At 75.4% G+C, this 15,709-nt stretch carries 13 protein-coding genes and 1 riboswitch; of the genes, 11 read left to right on the plus strand and 2 right to left on the minus strand.

The window, feature by feature from the left end; translation table 11 throughout:
* Positions 1 to 106 precede the first annotated feature (106 nt).
* Both IGS67_RS00730 and IGS67_RS00735 read left to right on the plus strand, forming a co-directional pair.
* Positions 107 to 3,694 (plus strand): proline dehydrogenase family protein, encoded by a 3,588-nt coding sequence (locus IGS67_RS00730; protein ID WP_192276805.1) that lies wholly within the window; start codon positions 107 to 109, stop codon positions 3,692 to 3,694.
* A 297-nt stretch (positions 3,695 to 3,991) separates the two neighbouring features.
* Positions 3,992 to 4,615 carry a hypothetical protein gene (locus tag IGS67_RS00735; RefSeq protein ID WP_192276807.1) on the plus strand — a complete coding sequence of 208 codons (624 nt, stop codon included), beginning with the start codon at positions 3,992 to 3,994 and terminating at the stop codon, positions 4,613 to 4,615.
* 29 nt (positions 4,616 to 4,644) lie between these two features.
* On the opposite strand, the gene IGS67_RS00740 is transcribed toward IGS67_RS00735, so the two are convergent.
* Positions 4,645 to 5,505: an HAD family hydrolase gene (locus IGS67_RS00740; RefSeq protein WP_192276810.1), complete on the minus strand. Its 861-nt coding sequence runs from the start codon at positions 5,503 to 5,505 to the stop codon at positions 4,645 to 4,647.
* Between the two features lie 93 nt (positions 5,506 to 5,598).
* On the opposite strand from IGS67_RS00740, the gene ssd reads away from it, so the two are divergent.
* The 8 genes from ssd to IGS67_RS00780 all read left to right on the plus strand — a co-directional run bounded on the left by ssd (position 5,599) and on the right by IGS67_RS00780 (position 11,419).
* Positions 5,599 to 6,447 (plus strand): septum site-determining protein Ssd, encoded by an 849-nt coding sequence (gene ssd / locus IGS67_RS00745; protein WP_192276813.1) that lies wholly within the window; start codon positions 5,599 to 5,601, stop codon positions 6,445 to 6,447.
* A complete protein-coding gene (locus tag IGS67_RS00750) occupies positions 6,444 to 7,604 on the plus strand; it encodes a TadA family conjugal transfer-associated ATPase (protein WP_192276816.1) in 1,161 nt (386 codons plus the stop codon). Before ssd ends, IGS67_RS00750 begins: the two co-directional genes overlap by 4 nt.
* Positions 7,601 to 8,323 carry a type II secretion protein F gene (locus IGS67_RS00755; protein WP_192276819.1) on the plus strand — a complete coding sequence of 241 codons (723 nt, stop codon included), beginning with the start codon at positions 7,601 to 7,603 and terminating at the stop codon, positions 8,321 to 8,323. Before IGS67_RS00750 ends, IGS67_RS00755 begins: the two co-directional genes overlap by 4 nt.
* Positions 8,320 to 9,054 (plus strand): hypothetical protein, encoded by a 735-nt coding sequence (locus tag IGS67_RS00760; RefSeq protein ID WP_192276821.1) that lies wholly within the window; start codon positions 8,320 to 8,322, stop codon positions 9,052 to 9,054. The genes IGS67_RS00755 and IGS67_RS00760 overlap by 4 nt, the downstream gene beginning before the upstream one ends.
* A gap of 96 nt (positions 9,055 to 9,150) precedes the next feature.
* Entirely contained in the window at positions 9,151 to 10,065 is a 915-nt protein-coding gene (locus IGS67_RS00765; protein WP_192276823.1) for a hypothetical protein, read from the plus strand.
* Between the two features lie 204 nt (positions 10,066 to 10,269).
* Entirely contained in the window at positions 10,270 to 10,542 is a 273-nt protein-coding gene (locus IGS67_RS00770; protein ID WP_192276825.1) for a DUF4244 domain-containing protein, read from the plus strand.
* Positions 10,542 to 10,904, plus strand: a complete 363-nt coding sequence (locus tag IGS67_RS00775) for a TadE family type IV pilus minor pilin (RefSeq protein WP_235977473.1) — start codon at positions 10,542 to 10,544, stop codon at positions 10,902 to 10,904. Before IGS67_RS00770 ends, IGS67_RS00775 begins: the two co-directional genes overlap by 1 nt.
* Before the next feature lie 92 nt (positions 10,905 to 10,996).
* Positions 10,997 to 11,419 carry an Rv3654c family TadE-like protein gene (locus IGS67_RS00780; RefSeq protein WP_328741276.1) on the plus strand — a complete coding sequence of 141 codons (423 nt, stop codon included), beginning with the start codon at positions 10,997 to 10,999 and terminating at the stop codon, positions 11,417 to 11,419.
* Between the two features lie 5 nt (positions 11,420 to 11,424).
* On the opposite strand, the gene IGS67_RS00785 is transcribed toward IGS67_RS00780, so the two are convergent.
* On the minus strand, positions 11,425 to 13,893 hold the full coding sequence (locus IGS67_RS00785; RefSeq protein WP_192276827.1) for a DEAD/DEAH box helicase: 2,469 nt from the start codon (positions 13,891 to 13,893) through the stop codon (positions 11,425 to 11,427).
* A 143-nt stretch (positions 13,894 to 14,036) separates the two neighbouring features.
* A riboswitch (SAM riboswitch) is annotated at positions 14,037 to 14,147 on the plus strand.
* A 316-nt stretch (positions 14,148 to 14,463) separates the two neighbouring features.
* Between IGS67_RS00785 and IGS67_RS00790 the strand changes: the two genes are divergently transcribed.
* A complete protein-coding gene (locus IGS67_RS00790; RefSeq protein ID WP_192276828.1) occupies positions 14,464 to 15,459 on the plus strand; it encodes an LLM class flavin-dependent oxidoreductase in 996 nt (331 codons plus the stop codon).
* Positions 15,460 to 15,709: the final 250 nt, after the last annotated feature.

Raw genomic sequence — 15,709 nt, forward strand, 5'->3', positions numbered from 1 at the left:
TCCCCTGCGAGGGAGCCGGCCGTCGACGTCCCATCTGCTGGCACGTCGCGTCTCATCCGTCGTCCGAGCCCGTGCGGAGCCGCCGGTCGCGGCACGAGGATGAGGCATGGTGACCTTCGACGATGTCATCCCGGAGGCGGTTGCGCTCGCGCGCCGCTGGCTCGCCGCGACCGCCCACGACGAGACGCCCACCGAACGCCGCTCGACCCGCCGCCTCGCGTCGCTCGTCGCTGACCCCGACGGGCTCGAGCTCGCCCTCCGGTTCGTCGACCGCGTCGCCCGGCCCCGCGACCCGCGCGTCGCCGCGCACGAGCTCGCCGCACTGGGCCGCGCAGGCCTGCACCCCGCGTTCCTCGGACCGGCCGACCGCGTGCTGCTCGGCGCAGGGTCGCGCCTCGCCCCGCTCGCCCCGCGCCTCGCAGTACCGGCCGCGCACGCGCGCATGCGCCAGATGATCGGGCACCTCGTCGCCGACGCGACGCACCTCGGGCCCCAGCTCTCGCGCCTACGGGGCGGAGGCTTCCACGTCAACGTCAACCTCCTCGGCGAGGCCGTCCTCGGTGAGGCCGAGGCCGCATCGCGGGCCGCCCGCCTGCGCACGCTCGTCGCCCGCGAGGACGTCGACCACGTCTCCGTCAAGGTGTCCGCGCTCGTCCCGCAGATCGTCACGTGGGACCTCGACGGGTCCCGTACGCGCGTGCTCAAGCGACTGCGGCCGCTCGCGCGCGCCGCGAGCGCGCACGGCACGCACCTCGCGCTCGACATGGAGGAGTACCGGGACCTCACGCTCACGCTCGGGGTCGTCGCCGAGCTCGCCGACGACCCCGGGCTGCGCGACCTGCGCCTCGGCGTCGCCCTCCAGGCGTACCTGCCCGACTCCCGGGCGGCGCTCGAAGAGGTGCTCCACCTCTCGCGTCGGCGCGAGGCCGCAGGTGGACGGCCGCTGCGCGTGCGGCTCGTCAAGGGCGCGAACCTCGCGATGGAGCGCGTCGAGGCCGAGCTCCACGGCTGGGAGCAGACCGTCTACCCCACGAAGGCGGAGGTCGACGCGTCGTACCTCGACCTGCTCGACCTTGCGCTCACGCCCGGGCTCGGGCTGCGCGTCGGCGTCGCGAGCCACAACCTCTTCCATGTCGCGGCCGCGCACCTGCTCGCGACCGAGCGCGGGGAGGCGGCGCGCATGGAGGTCGAGATGCTCCACGGCATGGCGCCCGCGCAGGCGCGCGCCGTCCGTGCCGAGACCGGTCGGGTGCTGCTCTACGTGCCGGCCGTCGACCCAGCGGACCTCGACGTCGCCGTCGGCTACCTCGTGCGGCGGCTCGAGGAGAACGCCGCCCCGCAGAACTTCCTCCACGCGATGACGGCCGGGGCCGCGGCGCTCGACGCGCAGGAGGCGGCATTCCGCGCGGCGGTCGCGGCGGCTCCCACGGTGGACCGCACCCCGCGCCGGCTGCGCGCGCCCGCCGGGGCTCCGTCGGGCGCCGACGTCCCGTCGCCCACCGCGTCAGCCACCGATGCCCCGCCTACGCGCGGTTCTGAGTCGTACACGCGTGTTGAGACCCGCGTGTACGACTCAGAACCGCGTGTAGGCGTGGAAGACCAGGACCGGGACCCGACCGGGGGTGCGGAGCTCGAGTTCTGGAACGTGCCCGACCTCGACCCTGCCCTCGCCGTCGTGCGGGAGCGGGCAGCGCGGATGCGGGACGGGTCCGCGCCGCCCGCCGAGCCTGCGCCGCTCGTGCCCGTGACGAGCACGGCCGCCGCCGACGCGGTCGTCGCGCGTGCGGTCGAGGTCGGTGCGACGTGGGCGGCCGTCCCGCCCGGCGCCCGCGGGGCCGCGTTGAGGAGGGCGGCCGAGCTCCTCGAGGAACGTCGGGATGCGATCGCGCAGACGGCGGTCGCGGAGGCCGGCAAGACCGTCGCGGAGATCGACCCGGAGATCTCGGAGGCGATCGACCTCGCCCGCTGGTACGCGGGGTCCGCCGAACGGCTCGACCCCGACCACGAGGACGCCGACCCGGACGCTGTCCACAGGCCGTGGGGCGTCACGCTCGTCACCCCGCCGTGGAACTTCCCCGTCGCCATCCCGCTCGGCTCCGCGCTCGCGTCGCTCGCCGCGGGCTCGCCCGCGCTCCTCAAACCCTCGCACCTCACGCCCCTGTCCGCCGCCATGGCGGCGGGCGCGGTGCGCGACGCGCTCGCGGAGCGGGGGCACGCGCCCGACGTCCTCCAGGTGCTCGACGTCGCCGGCAGCGGCGAGGCTGACGTCGGCAGCCACCTCGTGCGCCACCCCGACGTCGCGCGCGTCCTGCTCACCGGGTCGCTCGCGACCGCGCGGCTCTTCGCGCGCATGCGCCCGGGCCTCGACGTCCTCGCGGAGACGTCGGGCAAGAACGCCATGATCGTCACGCCGTCCGCCGACGTCGACCTCGCCGTCGCCGACACCGTGCGCTCCGCCTTCGGCCACGCCGGGCAGAAGTGCTCGGCCGCGTCCCTGCTCGTCCTCGTCGGCTCTGCCGGCACCGACGACCGCCTGCGCAGCCAGCTCGCCGACGCCGTGACGTCCCTCGCCGTCGGGCCCGCGACCGACGCCGGAACCGTCATGGGCCCGCTCACGCCCGTCGCCGACGGCGACCTCCTGCGCGCCCTCACGACGCTCGAGCCCGGCGAGAGCTGGCTCGTCGAGCCCCGGCGCCTCGACGACGCCGGCCGCGCGTGGACGCCCGGGGTGCGCTACGACGTCCGGCCCGGCTCGTGGTTCGCCCGCACGGAGGCGTTCGGCCCCGTCCTCGGCGTCGTCCGTGTCCCGACGCTCGACGACGCGATCGCCGTCGTCAACAGCGTCGACCTCGGCCTCACGAGCGGCCTGCACTCGCTCGACGACGACGAGATCGACCGCTGGACCGAGCGCGTCGAGGCCGGGAACCTCTACGTCAACCGGCACACGACCGGCGCGATCGTCCGCCGCCAACCGTTCGGCGGCTGGAAGGCGTCCGTCGTCGGGCCCGGAGCCAAGGCCGGAGGCCCCCACTACGTCGCGCAGATCGGCACGTGGGCCGACGCCCCCGACGTGCCCGACCGCGAGACCGCGCCCGGCGCGTGGCTCGCGCGGGCGGGGGAGTCCGACGCCCGCTGGTGGCGCGAGCAATTCTCGCGCGAGCACGACCCGAGCGGCCTCACCGTCGAGTCGAACGTCCTGCGCTACCGACCTCTGCCGCACGCGACCGTGCGTGTCGGACCCGGCGCGCTTGCAGTCGAGGTGACGCGCGTGCTCGCCGCCGCCGAGCGGTGCGGCGTGCCCGTCGACGTGTCGGTCGATCCGGGCGTCGTGCGTGGGGGCGTGGGTGCCGCGGGAGTCGAGCGCAGCCGTGCGCCGGCGGACGCCGGGCACGGCACGGCGCCTGGGGACGCGGGGGCGGACGGCGCGTACCTCGATCTCGTCCTGCCCGGCGACGCCCGCGTCGAGGACGCCGCGTCGTTCGCGTCGCGCGTCGCCGCGGGCGACGTCGACGGGCGCGTCCGCGTCGTCGGGCGCAGTCCCGGACTCCGCGAGGCCGCCGCGAGCCGGACCGGGTTCGTCACCGTGCTCGACGCGCCCGTCGTCGCCTCGGGCGGACGCGAGCTGCTCGCGTTCCTCCGCGAGCAGGCCGTGAGCCGCACGCGGCACCGGTACGGGCACGTCGAGCCGCGCTGAACCCACGAGACGGGTGACCTCGGGACAAGGTGCCTACGACCAGGAGTGCAAAAGCGCCAAATTTAGCACAACGCCAATCGCATATCGGTGGTGGACGGGGTGAGTCCCGGAACGTGGAGTCAGTGGGTGCGGTGGACAACCTTGCACGAGCTCGGACACGCGCTCTCGCTCGACGACAATCCGGTGACCTCTCAGGCGTCGATCATGAAATATCCGTCTGCGTCTGTGGTGCCCTTTCAGTCGCCGCGTCCGTACGACATTGCCGACGTCCTTGCCTTTTGCTGAGGAGCGAGCATCATGGGAGCCATCCGTCTGCGAACCGATGTGTCGTACGTGCTGCGAGGGGTCGCTGTGGTGATTGCCGCGGCCGGTCTCGCGAGCTGCTCGACGGGGGTGTCGACGCCGCCCGAGGAGACCATCACCTACAGCGCCGCGTACGTGTCGTACGACAGTCCGGAGTCCCTCACCGCCGATGCCGCCTTGGTCGTTGAGGGGCGCGTCGTCCGGAGCGAGGTCAGGGAGATCCCTCTGGAGAGTCACCCGGACGGGACCGGCCCGCGGTCCAACCCTGCTCTCGGTGCGACGTCGGAGACGGTGGCGATGCCCCCGCTCGTCTACACGGTGGCGACGGTGAAGATCCAGCGGGTGATACGTGGAGACGCCGAGGTAGGGGCCGCCCTCGAGGTCAAGCAGCTGGGCGGCACGCTCGACGGTAGGAGCGCTGTGCTTCCCGGCGCGGCGACGCTCGCCACCGGTAGCACGTACGTCCTGTACCTGGGACCGGGAGGAGTAGGCCCCTCGAGTCTCCTCAACCAGGACCAGGCCGCCTATATCGAGGTCACGCCCGGAGAGTTTGCCCCCGCTGTTCAGGGTGATGCAGTCGCACGCGAGGTGGCGACGTTGCTCTCGTCAGATCGCTGACCGCGCCCGCGTCGGGAGCGGGCCCAACCTCATCGGGCGGCGCGGCGCCGCCGCTGCACCGCCCACACGATCGCGCCCGCTGCGGCCGCGAGCGCGACGCCGGCCGCGATCCCGCGCCGCGGCGTGAGGAACGCCTCGATCGCGACGGGGCGCGTGAAGGTGAGCACGTCCCAGCCCTCCTCGGCGGCGAGCCGCCGCAGCGTGCGGTCGGGGTTGACGACGAACCCGTGCCCGACGGCCCCGAGCATCGGCGCGTCCGTGATCGAGTCGGAGTACGCGTAGGACTCCTCGAGGTCGTAGCCGTGCAGCGCGGCGAGCTCGCGGACCGCGACGGCCTTGTTCTCGCCGTACGCGTAAAAGTCGATGCCGCCCGTGTACCGGCCGTCGACGATCTCCATGCGCGTCGCGACGACGTGGTCCGCGCCGAGCGCGGCCGCGATGGGCTCGACGACCTCCGTGCCGGACGCGGAGACGATGACGACGTCCCGCCCGGCCGCGTGATGCTCGGCCATGAGCTCGACGGCCTCGGCGTAGACGTACGGGTCGATGAGGTCGTGGAGCGTCTCGGCGACGATCTCGCTCACCTGCGCGACGTCCCATCCCTCGACGAGCGCGGAGAGCGTGCGGCGCATGCGCTCGGTCTGCTCGGCGTCCGCGCCGCCCGCCATGTAGAGGACGTGCGCGTACGCGGAGCGGAGCATCGCGCGGCGTGAGAGGAGGCCGCCCGCGGCGAAGGGTCGGGAGAACGCGGACACGCTCGACGTTGCGATGACGGTCTTGTCGAGGTCGAAGAACGCGGCGGTCGGCCGGGGCCGTGACGCCGCAGGTCGCTGCGCGGTCACGGGACCGAGCCTAGCGGCACGGCTGACCACAGGCTGGGCGGCCGGCATCCCGTCCACAGATCCGGAAGGAGGGATCGCGCGGTGCGTGCCGACGGGGGAACGTCGGCTGCGGAACGTGCACGACGAGACCCGGAGGTGACCATGGCGCTGTGGACCGTGCCGCCCGTCAGCGAGACCGCCACAGGGGCGGCGCCCGGCGACGTCGCCCGGCAGCGGCTGGCGCTCGACGGCGACGTGTGGGACGCAGGCCCGACCATGCTTGCGGCGCCGCCCGCCCGCCTGCGTCTCGTCCTCGGCGTGAGCGGGGCACGCGGCGGGACCGGCGCGAGCACGCTCGCAGCCGCGTGCGCCCGCGCGCTCGCCCGGCGCGACGGCGCGTGCGTCCTCGTCGACCTCGACGAGGATGGCGGCGGCATCGACGTCCTCTGCGGGGTCGAGGACCAGCCCGGCCTGCGCTGGGCGGACCTGCGCGACGCGACCGGTGACGTGCCGGCAGCCGAGCTCCGTGCGCTCCTGCCGACCTGGGGCGACGTCGACGTGCTCAGCCACGACCGGGCCCGCCCCGGCGAGGTCGCGCCCGGCGCGCTCCACGACGTCCTCGCGGCGCTCGGCACCGACGTGCCGCTCGTCCTCGACCTGCCCCGGCACGTGCGCTCGCGACCGCCCGTGCCCGTCGACCTCCACGTGCTCGTCGTGCCGCGCGACCTCCAAGGAGTTGCCGCCGCGCAGCGCAGCCTCCACGACCTCCACCCCGCCGCCCCGGTGCGGCTCGTGACGTCAGGCGCAGCTCCGGGTGGTCTCACCGAGGGCGTCGTCGCGGACGCCGTCGGAGTCGACGTCCTCGCGCGCCTCCACCTCGACCGCACCCTGCCGCGCGCCGTCGAACGAGGCGTCGGCCCCTGCGGGCCACGCCTGCACCGCACGGCGCTCGCGGTGCTCGGCGCGCTCGAGCGCGCCCGCGCGCCGCTCGCCGCCGGGAGCCGGCCATGAGGACGTGCGACGACGCGTTGCTCGCCGACGTCCGCGCACGTCTCGCGACCGTGCCCGCGGGCGCGGCCGACCTCACGGACGTCGTCCGCGACGCCGTCCGCCGCCGCGGCGTCGTCCTCGGCTCGCACGCCCTCGAACGGCTCGTCCACGACGTGCGCGACGCGACCTACGGCGCCGGCCCCCTCCAGACGCTGCTCGACGAGCCCGGCGTCACCGACGTCCTCGTCAACGGCCCACGCGACGTGTGGATCGACCGGGGCGACGGGCTCGAGCCCGTCCCGATCGACCTCGGCACGGACGACGACGTGCGCGCTCTCGCCGTCCACCTCGCCGCCGCAGAAGGGCAGCGGCTCGACGACGCGAGCCCCGTCGTCGACGCCCGCCTGCCCGACGGCACGCGGCTGCACGCCGTCGTCGCACCCGTGTGCCCGCGGGGCGCGATCGTGTCACTGCGCGTCCTGAGGCCCGGCAGCCTGCCCTACACCGAGCTTGTCGAGGCCGGCATGCTCCCACCCGGCAGCAGCGACCTCCTGCCCGCGCTCGTGACGTCGCGCGCGAACGTCGTCGTGGCCGGCGCGACGGGAAGCGGCAAGACGACGCTCCTCGCGGCGCTGCTCGCTCTCGTCCCCGCCGACGAGCGGATCGTCGTCGTCGAGGAGGCGCGCGAGCTCGTCCCGACGCACCCCCACGTCCTCCACCTGCTCGCGCGACGCCCCAACGTCGAGGGGCGTGGCGAGGTGACGCTCGCCGACCTCGTCCGCGCGACCCTGCGCATGCGACCCGACAGGATCGTCCTCGGCGAGTGCCGGGGAGCTGAGGTGCGCGAGCTCCTCACCGCCCTCAACACTGGGCACGACGGCGGCTGGGCGACCCTCCACGCGAACTCCGCCGCTGACGTGCCCGCTCGGCTCGCGGCGCTCGGCGCGCTCGCCGGCCTCGCGCCGGAGGCCGTCGCCGCGCAGGCCGCGGCGGCTCTCGATGCGGTCGTCCACGTGCGCCGCACCGCCGGGCATCGGCACGTCGCCGAGGTCGGGATCGTCGCGCTCGATGCGGGGCAGCTCGTCGTCACGCCCGCGCTCACGTGGGACGGCCACGGCGCACCGCGCCGCGGGCCCGGCTGGGAACGGCTCGTCGACCGTCTCGGGGAAGGCCCGTGATGGCCGTCGTCGTCGGAGCGCTCGTCGGTGTGCTCGCGTTCCTCGCCGCGGGCGGCGTGCCGCGCACCGGCGTGCGGCCGGTCCGCACGACGACGGAGTCGACGCTGCGCGCACCGGGCAGCGCGGTCGACGTGCTGCTCGCGACCGTTGCCGCCTCGCTGCGGGCTGGCACCCCGCCCGCGCACGCGTGGGCGCACGCCGGGGTGCTCGCGACGCCCGACGGCGTCCCGCACGCCGGCTCGCTCGCCCTCCGGATCGACGGCTCGGCCCGTGAGGACCCCGACGACGAAGGTGCATCGGACCGTCCCGATGACGCACGCGCGCCGCGTCCACGGCCGGGGAGACGGCGCCGCCACGGGCACACCGCCGCACGGGAACGCCGCGCGCAGGTTGCCGCCCTCGTTGCGGCCAGCCGTCTCGCCGCGCGGCTCGGCGCCCCGCTCGCCGACACCCTCGAGCACGTCGGCCGCGAGGCCGTCGCCGCCGAGACCCGTGCCGCACGACGCCGCGCCGCACTCGCCGGCCCCCGCGCGACCGCACGGCTCCTCGCATGGCTGCCGCTGCTCGGACTCCTCGTCGCGAGCCTCCTCGGCGGCGACCCCGTGAACACCGTGCTCGGCGGAGGCGCGGGCGCCCTCTCCGTCACGTGCGGCGCGCTCGCGCTCGCGGCCGGACACCGCTGGATCCGGGTGCTCGTGCGACAGGCGGAACACCCGTGACGGACCCGGCCGTGCTCGTCGTCCTCGGCACGGCGCTCCTCCTCGCCGCGTCGGGCGACGGGTGGGGGAGAGGTCGCGGCGTCCGTGGCCCAGGCAGAGCGGTGAACGACGGCGCGCGGGACGGTCACACGCTGGCCGGCGGCCCCGACCCGGGGCGTGCGGCGTCGGCAGGGCGGCTCGTCGCCGCCACCTCGGCCACGGACGACACCGAGAGCGCCGACGACCCCGTCGACGACGTCGGCGTCGTGCTCGAGCTGCTCGCCGTCGCGACGGGCGCCACGTCGCTGCCAGACGCCCTCCGCGTCGTCGGGGACGCGGTCGACGGCCCGACAGGCCGCGGCCTCGTCACCGCGGGAGCCGCGCTCGTCCTCGGCGCCGCATGGGACGAGGCCTGGGCCGCCGCAGGCGCTGAGGGGAAGCCGTCGGACGACGCCGTCGGCCGTCGGACCAGACGCTCTGTCGGCTCAGCGGGGCACAGCGGCACCCGACCGCGCATCCTCGACCTCGTCGCTGACTGCCTCCGCCCCGCCTGGGAGCAGGGCGCCGCACCCGGGGCCGCGCTCCGCGCCGCACGTGACCGGCACGACCGCGAGGCCGACGCGCGCGCCGTCGAGGCCGCAGAACGGCTCGCCGTGCGCCTCGTCGTCCCGCTCGGCCTGTGCCTCCTGCCCGCGTTCGCGCTGCTCGGGCTCGTCCCCGCGGTCATCGCGCTCGGTGCGGGGCTCCTCTGAGCCGACCCACGACCGACCCGCCGCCGAAACATCTTGGAAGCACGCTCCACCTACCGTCGGACGCGGAACCGCGCCCCGCGTGGAAGGAGCCCGTCCGTGAGCGTCCAGGTGAGCTGCACCGCCCTCGTCGTCCCCCGCACCATCGACGTGCGTACGCTTGCGCGCGCCTGGTTCCCGCACGCCACGTGGCTGCGCGAACCTCTCGCTCCCCGTCCCGCGCAGGCACTCGTCGGGGCGCGGTTCCGGGGAGCGCCGGCCACCGACGAGAACGGTGCCCTCGGGCTCCTCGAGGTCGCTGACGGCGCACGCGTCGTCGGGCCCTTCCCGACCGCGCGCGACGACGAGGTGACGTGGTGGGTCACCGAGGTCGACGAGGACGGGAGCACAGGGTCGGTCGCCCGCGCGTGGGCGCGCGCGGTCGCCGCGCACACCGCAGGGGCGACCGGCACACCTGCCCACCCGGCGGCGGGCGCGCTCGTCGCGGCCGTCGAGCATGCGTGCCGCGCTCCCGGCGCGGGCCCCGACGCGGGCGTGCGCGAGGCCGCAGAGCGGGCGTGGGCCGACGTCCGTGCGACCGGGCTCGACCGGTCCGAGAGCGTCCGCGGCGGGTGGCGCACCCTCTTCTCGCCCATGCTCGTCGACGTCCAGCAGGCCTTCGACCTGCTCGTACGGCACGGCCTGCGGACGAGCCTCGACAACGTCGCCGAACGACACCGCGGCGTCGTCGGTGCCCTCGGGTACACGCTCGTCGGCCGCACCGCGTTCGACGGGGCCGTCGTCCTGCGCATGTACCGCGCCGAGCTCGAGCCGCCCGCGCTGCGGGAGCTGCCGTGGCGCGACCACGGTCCGTTCGCGTACGAGCTCACGTGGCAGTCTGAGCACGAGGGAGGCGAGGCCGTCGACGCGATCGCCCGGCGCCGGGTGCTGCCGACGATCACGCGGCTCGCGCACGCGATGCGCGACGCGTGCACCGGCACGATCCTCACCGGGGACGGGTTCGTCGAGGCCTGACACCCCGGCGCGTGCGGGGCGGCGACCGTCCCGTGCCGAGATGCGTCAGCGTGCAGGGCTGCCCACAGGAGGGGGCGGTGGGAACCTCGTCCACGGATCTCGCCGCGCCCCTTCCGTGACCTCCTCGCACGGCCCACCGTGGTGCTCCGCGGGCCGCCTGGCCCGCGCGCACCGCGGCCCCGGCCGCCGACCAGAGGAGGACCCATGAGTGCCCTGACGCTCGTCCCCGACCTGCCCACCGACCACCCTGAGACCGCGGTGGCCGACGCGCCGCCGACCGACGCCCCCACCCGCAGCTGGCTCGCGACGACCGTCGCCCAGCTGCGCGCCCACCGCGAGCGTGGCGCCGCGACCGCCGAGTACGCCGTGACGATCATCGCGGCCGTCGGCCTCGCCGGCCTCCTCGTGACGATCCTCGCGAGCAGCGACGTGCGCACGATGCTCCTCAAGATCGTCAAGCAGGCGCTGACGATCTGATGAGCGGCCAGTCACGACCGCGACCCCGCCGCGACGACCGCGGGTCCGTCACGGCCGAGGTCGCGGTCGTGCTGCCGGTCGTCGTCGTCGCGCTCCTCGTTGTCCTCACTGTCGCGGCCGTCGGCGTCGCGCACCTGAGCGTGCTCGACGGCGCCCGGGCGGGCGCACGCGCCGCAGCGCTCGGGCTCACCGAGGCCGACGCCGTCGCGGCAGCCCGCCGCGTCGCAGGCGCGACGGCGTCGGTCGATCTCGTCGTCACCGATGGGTGGGCGAGCGTCGCCGTCCGGCGCGGCGTCGGCGACGGACGGGGCCCGCTCGGGGCGCTCGGTGTCAGCGCGACCGCTGTCGCGGCGGTGGAGTGACCGTGCTGCGGACGAGGCAGGCCCGCTCCAGGTTACCGAGGACGCGGGACCGGGCGCGCCGCGGGCGTGACCGTCACCGATCCGCTCGGCCGGTGAGCCGCCCGCTCGACGACCGCTGCATCGACGGACCGGCGCCCGACGACGGCAGTGCCTCCGTCCTGCTCCTCGCGGTGCTCGCCGTCGCCGCGGTGCTCGCCGGGACGCTCGCCCTCACGGCGTCGGCGCGGGCGCTCGGAGCCGCGACCTCGTCGGCCGCAGATCTGGCGGCGCTCGCGGGCGCGCAGGCTGCTGCGGCTCCGTGGACGGGCGCGGTGCCGTGCACGGTCGCAGCCGAGGCCGCGACCCGCAACGGCGCCGAGATCGTCACGTGCGACGTCGACGGGCTCGGCGTCGTCGAGGTCACCGTGCGCAGGTCGCCGCGCGGTGCGCTCGCGCGCGTCGCCGGGCCGCGCACCGCCACCGCGCGTGCAGGCCCGGCATGGGTGCGCGACGCCGAGCAGGCAGGTGCCCGATGACCGCGTCAGCGCATGACGTGCCCGCCGGGAGCGCACGCGAGCACCGCGTCGAGCAGCCGCACCGCGGCCTCCTTCTCGAGCGGGTTGTTCTGCGAGCCGCACTTGGGCGACTGCACGCATGCGGGGCAGCCCGCCTGGCACGGGCAGTCCGCGATCGACTCGCGCGTCGCGCGCAGCCACGTCGCGCCGAGCTCGAAGCCGCGCTCCGCGAAGCCCGCGCCGCCCGGGTAGGCGTCGTAGACGAAGACCGTCGCCTCGCCCGTGTCGACGTGCATCGCGGTCGAGACGCCGCCGAGGTCCCAGCGGTCGCATGTCGCGAGCAGCGGCAGCAGACCGATCGACGCATGCTCGGCCGCGTGGAGCGCACCGGGCGCGAGCTCGGCGGTGACGCCCGCCGCCTCGAGCACGTCGGCCGGCGCCGTCCACCACACGGCGGTCGTCGGCAGCGTGCGCGGCGGCAGGTTGAGGTCGTGGTTCGAGACGATCTCGAGGCCCGGCAGGCGACGCTTCGTGTACGAGACGACCTGCGTCGTCACGTCGACGTCACCGAGGCCCCAGCGCACCGAGCGCCCGCCCGCGGTCCACGTGCGCTCGCGCGCGCCGTCGTGCACGGCGATCGTCGTGATGTCGTGCGACCACGTGCCGTAGTCGACGTCCTTGCGCCCGACGAGCGCGACCTTGTCCTCGAGGTCGAGCTCCCGCACGACGTACGACGTGCCCTGATGGACGTACACGGCGCCCGTGTGCACGGAACCGTCGGCGCCCGCCGCGTCGACCGTGCCGAGCATGCGGCCGGTGCCGTCCTCGACGACGCGCACCGGCTCGCCGCCCGAGCCGCGCAGGTCGGTGAGCCCGGCCGCCGACGTCGGGTGCGTCCAGAACCAGCCCGACGGCCGGCGTCGCAGAGCGCCGCGCCGCTCGAGCACGACGAGCACCTCGCGGGCGTGCGGCCCGAACGCGTCGAGGTCGTCCTCGCGCAGCGGTAGCTCGGCCGCGGCAGCGCACAGGTGCGGCGCGAGCACGTGCGGGTTGCCCGGGTCGAAGACCGTCGCCTCGAGCGGGGCGTCGAAGATCGCCTCGGGATGGTGGACGAGGTACGTGTCGAGAGGGTCCTCGCGTGCGACGAACGCGACGAGACCGTCGGCCCCCGCCCTCCCGGCGCGCCCCGCCTGCTGCCAGATCGACATGCGCGTGCCCGGCCAACCGACGACGAGCACCGCGTCGAGACCCGAGATGTCGACGCCGAGCTCAAGGGCGTTCGTCGTCGCGAGCGCCCGCAGCCGGCCCGAGCGGATCGCGTCCTCGAGCTCGCGGCGCTCCTCGGGCAGGTAGCCGCCGCGGTACGCCGCGACCGCGTCGCGCAGGCGCGGGGACACCGCGGCCAGCGCCCGCTGCGCGCTCAGCGCGACCGACTCGGCGCCGCGCCGCGACCGGCAGAACGCGAGCGTCCGGGCGCCCGCCGACGTGAGGTCCGCGAGGAGGTCGGCGGCCTCCGCGGTCGCCGAGCGGCGAGGCCGCGGCTCGGTCTCCTCGGGTGCGTCGACCCACCACTCTTCGGGCGTCGTCCCGGGCGTGAACGTGACGAAGCCGTCGTCGACGCCCGCGTCCGTGCCGGGCAGCTCAGCGGGCTCCCACAGGACGAACGTGCGGCGGCCCGTGGGCGCCGTGTCCGCGGTCACCGCGACGACCTCGCCCGCGTCGACGCCCACGAGACGCGCGGTCGTGCGCGCCGGCTCGGCACTCGTCGCCGACGCGACGACGAACGTCGGGCCCTCCGGGCGGCCCGAGTAGTGCGCGCACAGGCGTCGCAGGCGGCGCAGCACGAGCGCGACGTGCGCGCCGAGCACACCGCGGAACGCGTGGCCCTCGTCGACGACGACGTACCGCAGCGAGCGCAGCAGCCGAGCCCACCGCGCGTGCTGCGGCAGGAGCGCGAAGTGCAGGAAGTCGGGGTTCGTCAGCACGACGTCCGCGTGGTCGCGGACCCAGCGCCGCTCCTCGTACGGGGTGTCGCCGTCGCACGTCGCGACCTTGACGTCGGGCGTGCCTGCGGCCGCGAGCAGCTGCTCGAGGCCGACGAGCTGGTCGGCGGCGAGCGCCTTCGTCGGGCAGAGGTACAGGACGGAGCCGCGGGAACGCACAGACTCGATCCGGCCCGGGTCGAACGTGCCGCGCGCGTGGTCGACCCGGACCGACGTGAGCGCGGGCAGCCAGAACGCGAGGGACTTGCCCGAGCCCGTCGACGTGCCGATGACCGTGTGGTGCCCCGCCCACGCGGCGTCCGCCGCCTCGACCTGGTGACGCCACGGGCGTTCGACGCCCAGTGCGCGGTAGCCCGAGACGAGGTCTCGGTCCGCCCACTCGGGCCAGTCCGCGTGCGTCCCCGCGCGCGCCGGCACGTGCTCGACGTGCGTCGCACGGTCGGCGCGACGCCCGCCCGCGAGGAGCACGTCAAGAAGGTCGGTGGGCACCAACACATCCTCCCACCGCGACAATGTCCCGAAGGGTGGGATGAATCGGTCCGAACCGTTGACACGTGCGCGACCAAGGTCCTAGTTTCGAAGCACTTGCGGTGGGCGCCTGACGGCGCTTGCCGAGAAGAGAACGATCAACCTCAGGTCATGAGCGTCAGCGCCAAGCCCCGGCTGGCTGACCAGCAACCCCCGCGCGGGGGTGCTCCGGGTGAGGACCAGGCTCCGTCCGCCGTGGACGGGGCAACGAGCGCAGCCGCCACGTGCGGCGCGGACAGGAGAGCACGATGCACCAGGCAGGATGGCAGCGACCCGTCGCGGCGACCCGTCAGGCCCGAATGTGCATGTGTATGTCGACCTGTGCCGACCGGTGCTGTCAGCGCTGACCAGCGCGACCACCGTCTGAGCACTCAGCTCGCGACCAGCTCGCGCGCCCCCGTCCACGCCGGCGCCACGCGCCGCCCGGACCACCCCCGCCGTCGCGCGGGACCACGACACTCTTTGGACGACCCCCTGCCGCCGAGCGCCACGACGCGCCGCCCGGAGGGTCGTCCCTGCCCGGAAGGCACAGCCATGACCCCGCAGAACCGCACCAACACCCCGAACCCTGCACTGAACGAGCGCGCCCGGATCCACCTCGGCCTCGACCTCAGCGCCGCCGGCGCCCGCCGCTTCTCGGGCCACCTGCCCGTCCCCGCGCCCGTGGGCGCCCTCAACGCCGAGCGCCTCAACGACCTCGTGCGCACCGCCGAGCGCGGAACTCTCGACCTCGTCGCCATCAGCGACGACTTCCGGCTCCAGCCCGAGACCATCGGCCTGCTCCGCGGCCGCCTCGACGCTGCCGTCATCACCTCCCGCCTCGGTCGCATCACCGACCGCCTCGGCCTCGTCGCGACGATCTCGCCCGAGTCCAACGAGCCCGGCCACGTCGCGACGGCCCTCCAGACGATCTCCCGGAACTCGGGCGGGCGCGCCGGCTGGCAGGTCGACGGCTCGACGCCCGACCGCCTTGTCCAGGCCGTCACCCGCCAGGTGTCCTCGATCGCGCCGACCGTCGTCTCTGTCCGCAACCACGCCCACCTCGAGCGCGCGGGCCGCCTCGCGGACGTCGTCCGCATCGGCGCTCACACCCTCGAGGACGCGCGCGAGCAGCGCCGCATCGTGCGGACCGCGGCCCTCGAGGCCGGTCGCGACGCTGACGACGTGCTCGTGCTCGTCGACCTCTTCGCCGTCACCGGCCCCGACCGTGCGAGCGCCGAGGCGCGCCTCGACCTCCTCGACGCGTTTGAGGGCACCGAGGTCGTCGCCGCGCACTCCGGCTCGATCATCCAGGTCGGCACGCCCCTCGACCTCGCCGACCTCATCGAGGAGTGGCACGCCGCGGGCGCCGTCGACGGCTTCGTCGTGACGCCGTCGTCGCTCGTCGCCGACGTCACGGGCCTCGTCGACGGGGTCGTGCCCGCGCTGCGCGCCAAGGGCCTGTTCCGCGACTCGTACCCGGGCGCAACCCTTCGCGAGACGCTCGGCCTCGCAAGCTCGGTGCGCTCGCTCACGGGCTCGGGTCGCTAACCGAACCCGCCTGCGCCCCGCCACCTCTGCCGAGGAGTCCGCGCAGATGGTCACGCCGAGTGGCCATCTGCGCGGACTCCTGGGGTCGGGGGTGGCGTCGCTCACCAGCCCGGCCATACGCGCCAGCCGCGTGCTACCGTCAACGGCGGTGCCCATCGGCACCCCGGCAGGACCCCGCCGACGCCACCAGGCCGCGGACGAGTCCTCCGCCCACGTGCATCACCTGCTCCCGCAGCAAGGCGGCACCGCC

The organism is Flavimobilis rhizosphaerae (assembly GCF_014852685.1).
Classification (GTDB): Bacteria; Actinomycetota; Actinomycetes; order Actinomycetales; family Cellulomonadaceae; genus Flavimobilis; species Flavimobilis rhizosphaerae.

Excerpts from the sequence above, each read along its gene's own strand:
- IGS67_RS00750 (WP_192276816.1), top strand. The coding sequence starts at position 6,444 with ATGAGGACGTGCGACGACGCGTTGCTCGCCGACGTCCGCGCACGTCTC.
- IGS67_RS00775 (WP_235977473.1), top strand. The coding sequence starts at position 10,542 with ATGAGCGGCCAGTCACGACCGCGACCCCGCCGCGACGACCGCGGGTCC.
- IGS67_RS00770 (WP_192276825.1), top strand. The coding sequence starts at position 10,270 with ATGAGTGCCCTGACGCTCGTCCCCGACCTGCCCACCGACCACCCTGAG.
- IGS67_RS00790 (WP_192276828.1), top strand. The coding sequence starts at position 14,464 with ATGACCCCGCAGAACCGCACCAACACCCCGAACCCTGCACTGAACGAG.
- IGS67_RS00735 (WP_192276807.1), top strand. The coding sequence starts at position 3,992 with ATGGGAGCCATCCGTCTGCGAACCGATGTGTCGTACGTGCTGCGAGGG.
- IGS67_RS00730 (WP_192276805.1), top strand. The coding sequence starts at position 107 with ATGGTGACCTTCGACGATGTCATCCCGGAGGCGGTTGCGCTCGCGCGC.
- ssd (WP_192276813.1), top strand. The coding sequence starts at position 5,599 with ATGGCGCTGTGGACCGTGCCGCCCGTCAGCGAGACCGCCACAGGGGCG.
- IGS67_RS00740 (WP_192276810.1), bottom strand. The coding sequence starts at position 5,505 with ATGCCGGCCGCCCAGCCTGTGGTCAGCCGTGCCGCTAGGCTCGGTCCC.